Below are 14894 nucleotides of genomic sequence, written 5' to 3' on the forward strand. Positions count from 1 at the left end.
TTCCCAGGGTTTGCCCGACCGCAAAGTTGCTTGACAGCGGATTTTTCGCCGCCGACATTGCGCAGAGACGGTAAATGAATCGATTCACCAAAAAACTCAGGGTGCGATATGAGCGACAGGAAAAACGGCTTACGGTCGGGGCAGGGCGAGAACGAGGAAGGCGGCCGTGCGGGCCGTCGGCGGTTTATGAAAACGGCGGGCGCGCTGGCCGGCGCGGTGGCGACGGGACTCGGTCTTGATGGCTGTGGAGATGGCGCGATCAGCGCCGCGTCCGCGCAAAGCGTGGGTGCGCAGATACCGGCGATCGTGCCGGCACAAACGACGCTTGTTGTGATGCATTATCAGACCGACATCCTGGGGCTCTTTCCATCTGTCGCGCCTACGCTGCTCGCCAACACGCGCAAGTTGTGCGATGCCGCGCGGGCCAAAGGCGTCAGCGTCTATTTCGCCAAGATCCAGTTCAGTCCAGGCTATCCGGAAGTCAGCCCGTTGAACAAGAACGGGCAAGGGCTCAAGCAACTCGGCCTTTTCATCAACGACAAAATCGCGCCGGAACTCGGCCAGCAGGCCAACGAACCGCTCATCATCGGGCATCGTGTCAGCGTGTTTTTCGGTACTGATCTGCAGGCACGGCTTTCCGCACAGGGTATCGATACGTTGATCATGGTCGGGATTGCGTCGACCGGCGTCATGCTGTCGTCGGTCGCCTATGCGAGCGACGCGGACTTCCGCCTGTACACCGTCAAGGATTGCTGTTACGACCCGGACCAGGTCGTGCATGATCATCTTTTTTCCACGGCATTCGATTCGCGCACCACGGTGCTGTCGCTCGCAGATGCCGCGTCGCTGCTCGCCTAGGTCCGCCGCAAAGCGCTCTGAACGCGCCAGCCAGGGTTTCCGATATTTTTAAAAAGTTGACTCGTCGCGCCAACCTGACTATTGTCTGTGAATCGATTCACTAAAACGCGTTGAGTTGCGCGGCATTGAAAAAGCAGAGGATTTCATGACTTTCAGCAACAGTCGACGACAACTGCTGCGCGCAGGCGCCGCAGGTATCGCGGGGCTTTCACTGCCGTTCGCATTCGAAGGCCGCGTCTTCGCGGCGCAAGCAGGGGTGCTCTCGGTCGCCATTCCGAGCAATCCGCAAACGCTCGATCCGATCAACCAGCCGAATCACGACGTGATGGCGATCAACCAGTTGATCTTCGAGAATCTGGTCGGCATCGACGCGCGCGGTCAGCGGGTGCCGCAACTGGCGCGCGCGTGGACGATTTCGCCGGACAAACTGACCTACACATTCGATCTGCAGCGCGGCGTGAACTTTCAGAACGGCCAGCCCTTCACTTCCGCCGACGTGAAATATAGCTTCGATTACGTGCTGAATCCCGCGAACAAGGCGTTCCGCCGTCCGTTCTGGACTGTGATCGAGTCGGTGAGCGCACCGGACGCGCACACCGCTGTGATCCGCCTCAAGCGTCCCTACCGGCCGTTGCTCGACTACATGTCGAAGTACATGGGTATTTTTCCGGCAGGCAGCCGCGAGCAGCACCCGGATGGCTACTTCAAGCAGACGCCGGTCGGTGTCGGCACTGGCCCGGCGATTTTCGTGCAGTCGAAAGCGAACGACTTCGTCGAGTTGAAGCGCAATCCGGCTTACTGGGGCAAAGGCGAGCCGCATTGGGACAAGATCGTGTTCCGCATCATTCCGGAAGAGTCGTCGCGGCTCGCGTCGCTGATGTCGGACCAGACGCAGATCATTAGTGCGCCGCCGGCCCAGACCTTTGCGCAGATCCGCACGTCGGCGGGCCTCGCGGGCGATAGCCGCGCATCGCCGACCAGCCCGCTGATGATGTGCCTGAACAACCGCAAGGCGCCGTTCGACGACCCGGCGTTTCGCCGTGCGGTTTCGCTTGTGCTGGACCGTGCCAAGATCTGCCGCGATCTGTGCTACGGCGCAGTGAAAGCGAGCAGCATGCCATTTGCGCCGGAGTCGTCGTGGTACGACGCTGGCTCGGCCGGAAGCCTGGCGTTCAATCTGGATCATGCGCGAGCGGCGTTGAAAAGCTCGAAGTACGCGAGTGGCGCGTCGTTCGATCTGCTGTACGTGCAGCCTGCGTATCTGATCGATACATCGTCGACAGCGCTTTTCATTCAGGCGCAACTGGCGTCGCTGGGTGTGCGCGTCAATCTGCGTCCGCTCGATTTCGGGCAGATGATCTCGCAGGTGCTGGTCGGTAACCACGCTGCGGCCTTGACCGGTTTCATCGCACCGCCGGAGCCGACGTATCTGCTCAATGCGCTGTTCCGGCCAACCGAAAGTCTCTGGAAAGCGAGCGGCTACGAGAGTGCCGAACTGCTGAAGCTGATCGACGACAGCTATCTGGTCGACGATCCGGCAGCGCTGAAGCCGATCCTCGCGAAGCTTCAGCAGGTGTTGGCGCGCGACTGTCCGGCCGTCTGGATCGGCGCGCTGGAAGTGCAGAACCTGTGGCGCAGCAACGTCAAGGATTTCCAGGTGAACACCGGCTTCTCGCTGATGCTCGACAACGTTTATCTCGCGAAGGCGTGAGGTGGATATGAAAGCCGTTTCAAGGCTGTTTTCGTCTGTGCTGGTGCTACTGGTGGTGAGCGCGTTGCTGTTCGCGATGTGTCGCGCGACACCCGTGTCGCCCGCGCGTCTGACGTTGGGCAGCGACGCAAGTGTCGAACAGATTGCCGCGTTCAATCATCAATATGGACTCGACCGGCCTGTCGCCGCGCAATACGGCACGTGGCTGAACGGTGCGCTCGCGCTCGATTTCGGCAAGTCGTACGTGACCGGCAACCCGATCGGGCCGCAGATCGCCGATACGTTGCCGAATACCGTCGAGCTCGTCACGCTGTCGTTCATCTTCACGATCGTCGTGTCGATCGTGCTCGGCACCGTGGCGGCACTGAAAGAGAACAGCGGCATGGACCATCTGCTGCGAGCTGTGGCGATCGTCGGTTTATCCGTACCGTCGTTCTGGCTGGGGCTGCTGCTGATCCGCTATGTCGCGCTCAAAACCGGGTGGTTTCCGGTGGGCGGCCTCACGCCCTGGTCGGATGGATCGGCGGCGCATCTGCTCGCGCTGGTGTTGCCCGTCCTGACGATGTCGGTGTACTACATCTCCGTGCTGAGCCGTCTGGTGCGGGCGAACATGGTTGACGCGCTCTCGCAGGATTATGTGCGAACCGCCAGAGCGCTCGGTTTGTCGCCGTCGCGTATTCGCCTGTATGCACTCAAGAACGCGTTGCCGTCGCTCGTGAGCACGGCCGCGATGAGTTACGGCTACATGTTCGGCTGGGCGTTGATCGTGGAACAGATTTTCAATCTGCCGGGCGTCTCGCGTGCGTTGCTCACGGCGATCTTCCAGCGCGACTATCCAACGGTGCAGGCCATCGTGCTCGTGATCACGACGATTTTCATCGCGTCGAACACGTGCGCCGACGTACTGCATGGTTATCTCGACCCGAAGGCGAACAGAACATGATGGCTGATTCATCGCTACCCAACGTGCACCGCAAGCCACCTGTGCTCGGCGCATGGCTCGCATCGGCCGGCCGGTTGCTGCGCGCGCTGATGCATGAACCGGCTGGTGCTATCGGTCTCGTAACGATCGTGCTGCTGGGCGTGATTGCATTGTGCGCGCCGTGGCTGCCCTTGAAGGATCCGCTGCAGCTCTATATCGAACATCGTCTGGAAGCGCCGAGCGCGGCATTCTGGCTCGGTACCGATCAGGTGGGCCGTGACATTCTGAGCCGCACGATATGGGGCGCTCGCGCGTCGCTGTCCATCGGACTGTGCGCAGTCGCGATCGGCCTCGTGCTCGGCACGGGCATCGGCCTCGTGGCCGGCTACAAATCCGGCTCATGGCTCGACGAAACGCTGATGAAAGTGATGGAAGTGCTCGCGTCGATTCCGCTCTTGATCTGGGCGATCGCGCTCGTCGGCATTACCGGCACTGATACGCTGCGTGTCGGATTACTCGCCATTTCGAATGAAACCAAGCTCGTGCTGCTGATCGGCGTGCTGTACGCGCCGGGTCTTGCGCGGCTCACCCATAGTCTCGCGAAGGCGGAGTCGCAAGCGGAGTATGTCGCCGCACGGGTTCTGCAAGGCGCGAGCGAGGCGCGCATCATGTTCTCCGACGTTTTGCCCAACATCATCTCGCCGGTGCTGATCCAGGCGTCGCTGCTGCTCGGCGTGACGATCATCGTGGAAGCGTCGCTCAGTTTCATCGGACTCGGTGTGCAACCGCCGACGCCGAGTTGGGGCGCGATGCTCTCCGACGCGCGCGCACTGATTTTCACCGACAACTGGTGGGTGTCGGTGTTTCCGGGCGCGGCGGTGTTCGTCAGCGTGCTCGCCTTCAATCTGTTCGGCGACTCGATGCGCACCATTCTCGATCCGCGGCGGCGCAATGCGCATGCGGCGAATGTGCCGGGAGCGTCGCTATGAGCGAAGCGCTTCTGTCGATCGAAAACCTGCGCGTCACTTTCGGTTCGGGCAAGACGCAGACCGAAGTGTTGCATGGACTCGATTTGCACGTGGGACGTGGCGAGGCGGTCGGTCTCGTCGGCGAATCGGGTTCGGGCAAGAGTGTCGCGTCGCTGGCGGTGCTCGGGTTGCTTGGCAACGCGGGGCGTATCAGCGGCGGCCGGATCGTGCTCGACGGCGAAGACCTGGGCCGTGCTTCGGAGGCGCGTATGCGGGCATTGCGTGGACGGCGCGTCTCCATGATCTTCCAGGATCCGGCGACAGCGCTCAACCCTGCCTTCACGATCGGCGCGCAACTCGCCGACGTGATCCGCGCCCACCGTCCGCTGCGCGGCCGCGCGATCCGCGACGAAGTGCATGGCGTGCTCGAACGCGTCGGTTTCAAAGACCCGCGCACCACGGAGTGCGCGTATCCGCACGAACTGAGCGGCGGCATGAAACAACGCGCGATGATTGCCGCCGCGATTGTCTGTGAACCGGCGCTGCTGCTCGCGGACGAGCCCACCACCGCGCTCGACGTGACCGTGCAGGCGCAGATCGTCGAGTTACTGCGAACGCTGGTGGACGAGATGGATCTCGGCCTCGTGTTCATCACGCACAACCTCGACCTGATGGCGGAACTGTGTTCACGCGCCGTCGTGCTGAAGCAGGGGTGCGTGGTCGAAGCCGGCTCGGTGGAGGATATCTTTCTGCGGCCTTCGCACGACTACACGCGGCATCTGATCGCGAGCATTCCGCGTTTGCCGGTTACGCGTGCTACGGGCCGTCATCAACCTGAGGAGACGCGCGATGTCCGTTAGTGTGCCGAACGCCGCTCTCGCCACGCAGCCGATCTTCGCGCTGCAGGCGGTCGGCAAATCCTATGCGCTGGCGCGTTCGCCGCTCGAGCGCATGTTCAACCGGCGCCGCTTTCATGCGGTGTCGGGCGTGAGTCTCGAGGTGGCGAAGGGCGACGCGCTCGCTATCGTCGGCGAAAGCGGCAGCGGCAAATCGACTGTCGCGCGCATGATGGTCGGCCTCACCGCGCCGACTTCCGGCTCGATCTGTTTCAGAGGCGACGCGTTGAACACGATGACGCGAGCGCAGAACGCGACGTTTCGCCAGCGTGTCCAGATGGTGTTCCAAAGCACGACGAACTCGCTGAACCCGCGCAAGACGATTGCCACGACGCTGGCGGAAGCGATCGGCAACGACGGCGTGCCGGTGCGCCAGTTGCTCGACATGGTGCGGCTGCCGGCATTCGTGCTGGCGCGCTATCCGCATCAGTTATCGGGCGGCCAGCGCCAACGCGTGGGCATCGCACGGGCGCTCGCGCGCCGTCCGGAACTGGTCGTTGCCGATGAACCCACTTCCGCGCTCGACGTATCGATCCAGGCGGAGATCATCCGGCTGCTGCGCGATCTCCACCAGAGCGCCGGTGTCTCGCTGGTCGTGATCAGCCACGATCTGGCGCTGGTCGGCGAGTTGTGCCAGCGGGTGGTGGTGATGCGAGAAGGGCGCGTCGTCGAAGCGGGAGCCGTGGATCAGGTGCTGTTCGAACCACGCGAGCGCTACACGACGGAGTTGCTGGCGGCGATCCCGAAAGGCATTGGCCGGCTGCAAGAAAGGCGATCTGAGCAGTAAAGAAGAAGATCCGGGTCAAGCAGTGAGCGGGCCCACCTTGGGATTTTTTTAACCTATGGTGAATCGATTCATTTGCTATCATCAATCGATCGCTAGCCGACCGGGGCGTCGCGATTTCTTGTTTGGAGAAGAGCGGTGAAGGAAAAGTTATTCATCATGGCGGCTCTGCTGGGCGGGAGCGGTTTCGTTCATGCGCAGAGTTCCGTCACGCTGTACGGGATCATCAACGAGGCCATCACCTACTCGTCGAACCAGGGCGGCCATAGCGCCGTGCAGTTGACCGGCAACGGCGAGTACGGCAGCCGCTGGGGGCTGCGAGGCGCCGAAGACCTCGGCGGCGGCACCAAGGCGATCTTCACGCTGGAGAACGGCTTTAACCCGGTCAACGGCGCGCTCGGTCAGAACAACCGCATGTTCGGCCGCCAGGCGTTCGTGGGTTTTTCGAATCCTGACTACGGCACGCTGACGTTCGGCCGCCAGTACGACGCGATTGTCGGCACCTTGCAGACGATGACGTCCAACGGCGCGTGGGGCGGCGTGATGTTTTCGCATCCGTACGACAACGACAATACCGACGACTATCTGCGCGTCAATAACTCGATCAAATACGTCTCGCCGAACTTCAAGGGCTTCACCGGCACCGCGATGTACGCCTTCAGCAACGCGCCCGGCGCCTTTGCGAACAATCGCATGTGGTCGGTAGGCGGCATCTATTCGCTGGGCGCATTTTCGATTGCGGCCGCCTATTCGCTCTATGACGAACCCGGCGTGAACACCACTGCGAACGTGAACACCAACGGTGCCATCACCTGCTGTGATGCGCCGATTACGTCCAAACGGGAGCAGATTGCGGGCATCGGTGCCTCGTATGTGATCGGACCGGCCAAGCTGAGTCTGATGTACAGCAACGCGATCTACAACGACGTGGGCACGACGTTGACGAGCGGCATCAACTACCGCTTCAACAACTATGAAGCGAATGCGCGCTTCACCCTCGATCCGACGCTGTTTTTCGGCATGGCCTACACGTACACGAGCGACAACATCACCGGCGGTCCGGGCGGACCCACGCAGGTGCACTGGCACCAGGTCAATCTGCTGGTCGACAAGTTTCTCTCCAAGCGGACCTCCATCTACACGGAAGTGATCTATCTGCGCGCGGCTGGTGGCGGCTTCCCGCGACCTACGGGCGGTCCATTGCCGGCGACTTCTAACGGCATGCTGGCCTCGCAGATTCAGACCATGCTGCCCTCGTCGGGACAGAACCAGGCGGTGGTCAGCGTCGGACTCGTGCACAAGTTCTAGCAGCACTGCTTTTACCGGCGCAAACCGGCAACGCGTTTGCGCCGCATCGACTAACAAGTAAGGTGTGTAATGACTGAAAGACTTTACCGGGCCGGTGTCGATATCGGTGGGACCTTCACTGATATCGTCGTGATCGGCGATGACGGCGTGATTCATACGAGGAAGGTTTCGTCCACGCCTCAGGACTATGGCATCGCGATCGTCGCGGGCTTGCAGGCATTGCTGGCCTCGCTCGACGCACAACCGCGCCAGATAACCGAACTGATTCATGCAACCACTGTCGCCACGAATACCGTGCTTGAAGGCAAAGGCGCGCGCACCGCGCTGATCACCACGCGCGGTTTTCGCGACGTGGTCGAGATTGGCCGCCTGCGTGTGCCGATGCTCTACAACCTCGCGTATCAGAAACCGGAGCCGCTCGCGAAACGCCGGCACCGCTACGAGGTCGACGAGCGGCTATTGGCCGACGGTTCGATCGACACGCGGCTCGACGATGCGCAGGTGCTGGACATCGCGCAACGTATCGCCGACGAGAAAATCGAAGCGGTAGCAATCAGTCTGATTCATGCGTATGCGAATCCCGATCACGAGATCCGTATTCGCGATCTGCTGCGCAACGTGTTGGGGGACGCCGTCTACCTGACCTGCTCACATGAAATCCTGCCGGAGATCCGCGAGTACGAACGCACCAGCACGACCGTCGTCAATGCGTATCTCGGACCGGTGGTAGTCAGCTATCTGCATTCGCTGATCGACAAGCTACGCGGCATCGGCATGACCGGTCCCGTGCAGATCATGCATTCGAACGGCGGCGTGATGAGCGCGGCCATGGTCATGCAGAAGCCGGCGACGATCATCGAGTCCGGTCCGGCGGCCGGTGTGATCGCGGGTGCCTCGGTGGCGGCCGCGTCGGGTTACGCCGATTGCATTACGGTGGACATGGGTGGCACCACGGCGAAGGCGGCCATCATCGAGAAGGGTGAGCCGGCGCGCACGACAGAGTACGAGGTTGGTGCGGGCATCAACGTCAGCAGCAAGCTCGTGAAGGGCGGCGGCCACGCGGTGAAGCTCCCGTTCATCGACGTCTCGGAGATCGGCGCCGGCGGCGGCAGTCTGGTGCGTATCGACGCGGGCGGCCTCGTCAAGGTCGGCCCGGATTCGGCGGGCTCGGTGCCCGGGCCTGTGTGCTACGACGCGGGCGGCACTATTCCGACGCTCACGGACGCCGTGCTGACGCTCGGCTATCTGAATCCGGAGTTCCTTGCCGGCGGGGAGTTGCGCATCAACCAGCAGAGGTCGCTCGAAGCAATGCGCACGCAGATCGCCGAGCCTACGCACACGGATCTGTACGAAGCCGCCTATGGCGTCTTCTCGATTGCGGCTTCCACGATGACGCGCGCAGTGAAAGCCGTGTCGACGTATCGTGGCCGCGACCCGCGCGAGTTCGCCTTGTTCGCCTTCGGCGGCAACGGGCCGGTCATTGTCCACGCGATCGCCGAATTGCTCGACATGAAGACGGTGATCGTGCCGCCGAGCCCTGGCGTGTTCAGCGCGCTCGGCCTGCTGTTCTCGTCGACGCAACATGAATTCATGCAGACGATGTTCTGCCGCCTCGATCACTCCGCCGCGATGGAGTTGGGTAATGTTCTCGAAGACCTGGTGGCACGCGCCACTGCGGATATGACGGCCGAGGGCAATGCCTTCGACGATATCGCTGTGACATGTGCGCTGGATTTGCGCTACACGGGTCAGGCTTACGAGTTGACTGTGCCGATCGAATGGCGTGCCGGTCAGCCGCTCGACATCCCGCCGATTGCTGCCGCGTTTCATGCGGAACACGAACGCACCTACGGGCACGCGTCCGCGGACGAGGTTATCGAGCTCGTCAATCTGCGCGCGGTCGGTTCGCTGCGCTCGCAGAAAGACCGCGCCTACGACGCGCAACGCGCCGGTGGCAGCCGGGCGAGCTCGCCAGGCACGCGCGTGCCGGTGCTGCGCCGGGCGTATTTTGGCAAGACCCACGGTTTTATCGACACCCCGGTGATCTCGCGCGCCGATTTGCGCGCCGCGCCGATGAGCGGCCCGTTGATTGTCGAAGAGTACGACTCGACCTGCGTCGTGCCGCCGAATGCCGGCGCGCGCGTCGATGCCCACGAAAACATTGTCATCACGTTTCTGGAGCAATCCGCATGAATACCCAGCAGGCCGCTTCAGCGGGCACCGACGCCATCACACTCGAAATCGTCAAGAACGCGCTCGGCTCGATCGCTGACGAAATGGCGCTTGTCGTGCTACGCACTGCCTATTCGCCGATCGTGCGCGATTCGATGGACTTCTCCACCGCGGTGTTCGACTGCGCCGGCCGCGTGATCGCGCAGGGCCTGACCTTGCCGATTCACCTCGGCGCGTTTCCGGCCGCGATGGATAACGTAGTGAGCCGCTTCGGCACGGCCGGCAAGCCCGGCGACATCTACATCATGAACGACCCCTACACGTCGGGCGGCATGCATCTGCCGGACGTGTATCTGATTCAGCCCGTGTTTTACGAGTCGCGTATCGAAGGCTATGTTGCGACCATCGTCCACCACGCCGATATCGGCGGCATGGCGCCGGGCAGCATGGCGATCGGCGCGACGGAAATCTATCAGGAAGGTCTGCGGATTCCGTTGATGAAGCTGTGCGATGCAGGCGCTGTCAACGACGCGCTCGTCACGCTGCTGGAGACGAACTCGCGCATGCCGGGTCAATTGCGCGGCGATCTGCGCGCGCAGGTGGCCTCGTGCAAGGCCGGTGAGCGGGGGCTCGTGCAGTTGCTCGACAAATACGGCGCGGACGGTTTCGGACGGCTGGTCGAAGCGCTGCACGATTACGCGGAGCGCCTGACGCGCCAGGCTATCAGCACGATGCCGAACGGTGAATACCGTTACGAGGATTTCATCGACGGCCTGGGCGATATGCCCGTGCCGATCGCGTTTCGCGTCAAGGTCACCGTGGCGGACGACACGGTCAGCATCGACTGGACTGGGACTGACGCGCAGGTGCAGGGCGCGATCAACGGTCCGTTCGCGACCACGCAATCGGTCGCGTACGCGGCGGTGCGTTGTGCGATTGGTGTCGATGTGCCGAACTGTGAGGGGTTTTCGCGGCCCGTGCACGTGTACGCGGAAAGCGGCTCGATTGTGAATCCGGTGGAACCGGCGGCATGCGCGGCGCGCGGGATCATCGCTTACCGCATGTTCGATGTGTTGCAAGGCGCGTTCGCGCAGATCGTGCCGGATACGATTCCGGCGCTCGGTGAGGGCGGTCCGTCGGTCGTGTCGATTTCGGGCCGTAGCTCGGATGGCAAGGGCGGCGGGCGCGGCAACTGGTTGATTACCGACGGCGTTCTCGGCAGTTGGGGCGGTGGTCGTACCGACGGCTGCGAAGGCATTGCGAATCCACTCGGCAATCTGTCGAACCAGCCGGTCGAATTGATCGAGGCGCGTCTGCCGCTCAAGATCACCGAGTATGGATTCGTTACCAACTCCGGCGGCGCGGGCCGGCATCGCGGCGGCCTTGCAATGCGCCGCGCTTATGAATTGCGCAGCGACCACGCGTTGCTCGGACTGCGCTCGGACCGGCGCGCACATCGGCCGTCGGGCTCGCACGGCGGCCTGAGCGGATCGCCGTCGCTCAATCTGCTGACCCGCGACGGTCAAAGCACGTTGCTGCCGACCATGCCGAGCACGGTGACCGCACTTCGCAAGGGCGATCGTTTCTGCCATATCGCGGCGGGCGGCGCAGGTCATGGAGATCCGTTGACACGTTCGCCGCAGGCCGTGCGCGAGGACGTGCTTGACGATCGCATCACGGAGCAGCTGGCGCGTGAAGTGTATGGCGTCGTGCTCGAAGGCGCGGGGCGCGGCGTCGACGAGCACCGCACCGCCGAGATGCGGGGGCTTCTCCAGACGCTTTCCTGGCAGGAGCGCGTCGCGAGGCAGGAGGCGCTGTTTCTGCAATCGACCGGCGCCGATGCTACGGCTATCGGCAAACTACTCTGACCACGACAGGGGCTTTGACTATGTCCGCTTCAATCCCTGAGTCAGTCCTCGATACTCAACGTGTGCGCTTGCTGCGTCCCAGTTGGGCCGAGCTCGACTATGGCGCCATCGCGGCGAATCTGGCCGTCGCGCGTGAGCAGGTGGGACGAACCACCAAAATCTACTTCGTTTGCAAGGGCGACGGATTCGGGTTCGGTGCCGCGAAGGTTGCGCAGTTGGCGGCGCAAGCGGGTGTCGATGGCTTTTGCGTCGGTAGCCCGGAAGAGGGCGTCGCGATTCGCAACGCGGGCATCGATCGCGACATTCTGCTGTTTGCCTCGACCTTGCCGGAGGATGCGGCGCAGGTTGCCGCGTTGGGACTGACGGTGACGATCCAGAGTCACGAAAGTCTGCGCGCGTTTGTCGATGCCGGCGTAGCGGTCGATGCATTCCTCGAGATCGACCCGGGCTTCGGGCGCTTCGGTTTTCTGCCGTCGCAATGGCAAGCCGCGTTCGACGCACTGCGCGCTCAGTCGACAGTGCGGCTCAAAGGCGTGTACACGCATCTGAGTTCGCCGGAGAGCGATGACGTGACGCGTAATCAGGCCGGCGTGTTCGATGCCGCGCTGGCCGACGCACGCGCCGCGGGATTCGATAACGTCATGACGATGCTGGCGAGTTCACGGGTGATGCTCGCGCATCCGCATCTGGCGTATCAGGCGGTCGACCCTGGTCGGCTTCTCTACGGAGCGCTCGACGCGGACTGGATGGCGCGTGCGCCGCTGCGGCCGATGTTGCGCGCGGTACGTGGGCGCATCATTCACGTTCAGGAGCATCCGGCTGGATCGGTCTTGGGGATTGGCTATGCGGAACCGATCCGGCTAGAACGCCGTGTGCGGATCGGTGTCGTGCCGATCGGTTTCTGGGATGGACTGAATCACGTGCCGCCGCTTGGCCGCGTGATAGTGCACGGACAGGAGGCTTGTATTCTTGGGCGCCGTTCGTTCCAGCATACCGTGGTCGACATCACGGAGAATGAGCAGGCCCGGACTGGAAGTGTCGTGACGTTGCTGGGACAGGACGGCGACCAGACGATAACGATCGACGAACTGGCAGCATCGCTGCGGCTGCCCGTCATGGAACTGATTCCGCGGTTAGTGAGGAGCTTGCCTCACCTTGACACCGAAGTGACGGATGTGCCGGGCAATGACGGATGTGTCTGTCGCTCATCCAACTGAATCGAATGGCCGTTGTGCATTAGAACTTGCGGGCGAAGGCGCGTTGACTCGAATGACGGCATTGGCCGATGACCGGGCAGCAGGTCCAAAGGCGAATGACCGCTGCGCCTCCGGACGAAACGAAAGGCGGCCCTGGAGCCACGTGGCGAGGCAAGGGGCGACACGGGTCGGTCGGGCGCGTCGATATTGCCAATGCCGTGATAACCCGCCGTGTCACCGCAACCGCTTCTTGGCATTAGCTGTGGAATCGGCAGGGCCGGGCAGCGTCCCCGGATTCTCGGCAATTCCGGTCGTTCATGCCTTGCTCGACGCAGTTGTTTCGCAGCGACCGTTTTCGTGCAGTTTCGAATCGTCAATGGCGATCCGCACTCGAAATAGAGCGGGGTGATTGCTCCACGCTCGCACCGACATCAAGAACGAACCGTTCCGGCCGAGCCAACCTTCGAGGCAACAAGGAAACCTGTTGCGACGACAGTCCTTGTTTCGGAGAAGGCGCTGACGCTGACCTTGCTGCGCGGTCGCCCAACTGCGGTTTTCTGAATCTTGTCGTGGTCGAACGCGACCCACACGCCTGAGTAATGGCTGATCAAGGTTGGACCAGGCGACTTCCACCACGTTGATGTCAGCCATCTTGCCATTGCTTTCTGACAGTTCCTTCTGGGTGACCAGGCGTCAGTGGACGTATGGTCAGCCATTGGCCACTTTGCGCTCGCCACAAGGCGCCTTGTTCCTGCGGCGCAGTTCATCTGTGGTTTCGCCGCCGCCGTCCGGCAGCCAGCCAGGCGGCTGGAGAATGTGATTGATCGCCGTCCACACGTTCTTTGCCTTCACTACGTCCCGCACCAGTGTCGCCCAGTGCTCGAACTCGACGACGAACGGATTGCGCGAGGTGGTCGGCGTGACGAGACCGTAACGGCAAGGTTCGTCGGCGCGCTCCTCAACGTAGGTGCCGAACAGCCGGTCGAAGATAATCAATACGCCGCCGTAGTTCGCATCCAGATAATCGACATTCGATGCATGGTGCACGCGGTGCGAGGATGGCGTATTGAAAACATACTCAAGCCAGCCGAGCTTCGGAATCCACGTGGTATGCAGCCAGAATTGATACATGAGGTTGATGAAGAGCGTCAGCAGTACGACTTCAGGACGCACGCCGAGCCATACGAGCGGCGCGAAGAAGATCGCCGAGCCCGACAGCTTGCCCGTCACGCCGAGCCGGTACGCGGTGGAAAGGGTCAACTGGTTAGGCGAGTGGTGCACAGCGTGCGTCGCCCAGAAGAACCGGATGCGATGCGATGCCCGGTGATACCAGTAGTAGCAGAATTCCTGGCCGATGAAGAGCGTGAGCACCATCAGAGCGCTGTTCAGTTCTACGGTGAAGATGCGATGCTCCCATGCCAGGGCAAATATGGGGGTTGCGAGCGAGAGCGGCAGCAGCGCGAGCAGCTTGCGCCCGACAACATCGGCGAGCGAAAGCCACACTTCGTGCCATGCGAATGGCGTGTCGGTTATGCGATTTTTCCGGCTAAGCCAGACAGCTTCGACCAGCGACACGGCGATGACGAAAGCTGTGACGTAAAGCGTGAATTTTCCAAGTGATTCCATGACGATGCCCTAACGGTAGTGGCGGAAGCTATCGTCTGCGGTGAAAGGGTGTGTCAGTGCATCGCATCCGATACCGACACATTAGCCATGGGTGCCATAACAGTCTATGTGGAAGTTATTTCACCGTATGTCGTGGGACGTGGAGCCTTGCCACGCGATGAAAGTCGGGCCCAGACACATGGAGCCTGGTCCTTTGACACGGTAGTGACAATCACAGGACCGCACGGTGTCTAGGGCAGGTCAAACTGTGCTGTCGGAACCGTAGCTACCAAGATGCTCAGTCCCGCTAGCAGGCGTAACCGGAGCCGCTTGTCCAGGCCGTTTTTTATCTACGCGCCCTCGTTCGAGATGACAACCTTCAAGGCCCGCGAATGCACCGCATCGGAGAACGTAGTGTAGGCATCCATGATCCGGTCCAGCGTGAAGCGGTGCGTGACCAGCTTCTTCGGTTCAAGGCGTTTCGACGCCACAGTTGAAAGCAGCATGGGCGTGGTGTACGTATTCACCAGGCCGGTTGTCAACGTGATGTTGTGTGACCAGAGCCGCTCCAGGTGCAGGTCCACCTTCGTGCCATGCACGCCTATA

General features: G+C 62.0%; 11 protein-coding genes and 1 pseudogene. 10 read left to right on the forward strand and 2 right to left on the reverse strand.

Going from position 1 to position 14894, the window contains the following annotated elements; all coding sequences use genetic code 11:
- Positions 1 to 186 precede the first annotated feature (186 nt).
- The 10 genes from P0D96_RS43865 to alr all read left to right on the forward strand — a co-directional run bounded on the left by P0D96_RS43865 (position 187) and on the right by alr (position 12704).
- Positions 187 to 858 carry a cysteine hydrolase family protein gene (locus P0D96_RS43865; protein ID WP_408320274.1) on the forward strand — a complete coding sequence of 224 codons (672 nt, stop codon included), beginning with the start codon at positions 187 to 189 and terminating at the stop codon, positions 856 to 858.
- A gap of 145 nt (positions 859 to 1003) precedes the next feature.
- Positions 1004 to 2569 (forward strand): ABC transporter substrate-binding protein, encoded by a 1566-nt coding sequence (locus P0D96_RS43870; RefSeq protein WP_408320256.1) that lies wholly within the window; start codon positions 1004 to 1006, stop codon positions 2567 to 2569.
- Between the two features lie 7 nt (positions 2570 to 2576).
- On the forward strand, positions 2577 to 3512 hold the full coding sequence (locus tag P0D96_RS43875) for an ABC transporter permease (RefSeq protein WP_408320258.1): 936 nt from the start codon (positions 2577 to 2579) through the stop codon (positions 3510 to 3512).
- Positions 3509 to 4480: an ABC transporter permease gene (locus P0D96_RS43880; RefSeq protein WP_408320260.1), complete on the forward strand. Its 972-nt coding sequence runs from the start codon at positions 3509 to 3511 to the stop codon at positions 4478 to 4480. Before P0D96_RS43875 ends, P0D96_RS43880 begins: the two co-directional genes overlap by 4 nt.
- Positions 4477 to 5319: an ATP-binding cassette domain-containing protein gene (locus P0D96_RS43885; protein WP_408320262.1), complete on the forward strand. Its 843-nt coding sequence runs from the start codon at positions 4477 to 4479 to the stop codon at positions 5317 to 5319. The genes P0D96_RS43880 and P0D96_RS43885 overlap by 4 nt, the downstream gene beginning before the upstream one ends.
- A complete protein-coding gene (locus P0D96_RS43890; protein ID WP_408320264.1) occupies positions 5309 to 6142 on the forward strand; it encodes an ABC transporter ATP-binding protein in 834 nt (277 codons plus the stop codon). The genes P0D96_RS43885 and P0D96_RS43890 overlap by 11 nt, the downstream gene beginning before the upstream one ends.
- Before the next feature lie 135 nt (positions 6143 to 6277).
- Positions 6278 to 7447, forward strand: coding sequence for a porin (locus P0D96_RS43895; protein ID WP_408320266.1), 1170 nt, complete (start codon positions 6278 to 6280; stop codon positions 7445 to 7447).
- Positions 7448 to 7516: 69 nt separating this feature from the next.
- Positions 7517 to 9640, forward strand: coding sequence for a hydantoinase/oxoprolinase family protein (locus tag P0D96_RS43900; protein WP_408320268.1), 2124 nt, complete (start codon positions 7517 to 7519; stop codon positions 9638 to 9640).
- Positions 9637 to 11487 carry a hydantoinase B/oxoprolinase family protein gene (locus P0D96_RS43905; RefSeq protein WP_408320270.1) on the forward strand — a complete coding sequence of 617 codons (1851 nt, stop codon included), beginning with the start codon at positions 9637 to 9639 and terminating at the stop codon, positions 11485 to 11487. Before P0D96_RS43900 ends, P0D96_RS43905 begins: the two co-directional genes overlap by 4 nt.
- A gap of 20 nt (positions 11488 to 11507) precedes the next feature.
- Entirely contained in the window at positions 11508 to 12704 is a 1197-nt protein-coding gene (gene alr / locus P0D96_RS43910) for an alanine racemase (RefSeq protein WP_408320272.1), read from the forward strand.
- A 687-nt stretch (positions 12705 to 13391) separates the two neighbouring features.
- On the opposite strand, the gene P0D96_RS43915 is transcribed toward alr, so the two are convergent.
- Both P0D96_RS43915 and P0D96_RS43920 read right to left on the reverse strand, forming a co-directional pair.
- Positions 13392 to 14309 (reverse strand): sterol desaturase family protein, encoded by a 918-nt coding sequence (locus P0D96_RS43915; protein ID WP_132380034.1) that lies wholly within the window; start codon positions 14307 to 14309, stop codon positions 13392 to 13394.
- Positions 14310 to 14638: 329 nt separating this feature from the next.
- A pseudogene (locus P0D96_RS43920) lies at positions 14639 to 14894 on the reverse strand (alcohol dehydrogenase); the annotation flags it as partial.

This window comes from Paraburkholderia sp. RL17-347-BIC-D, assembly GCF_046027915.1.
Lineage (GTDB): Bacteria > Pseudomonadota > Gammaproteobacteria > Burkholderiales > Burkholderiaceae > Paraburkholderia.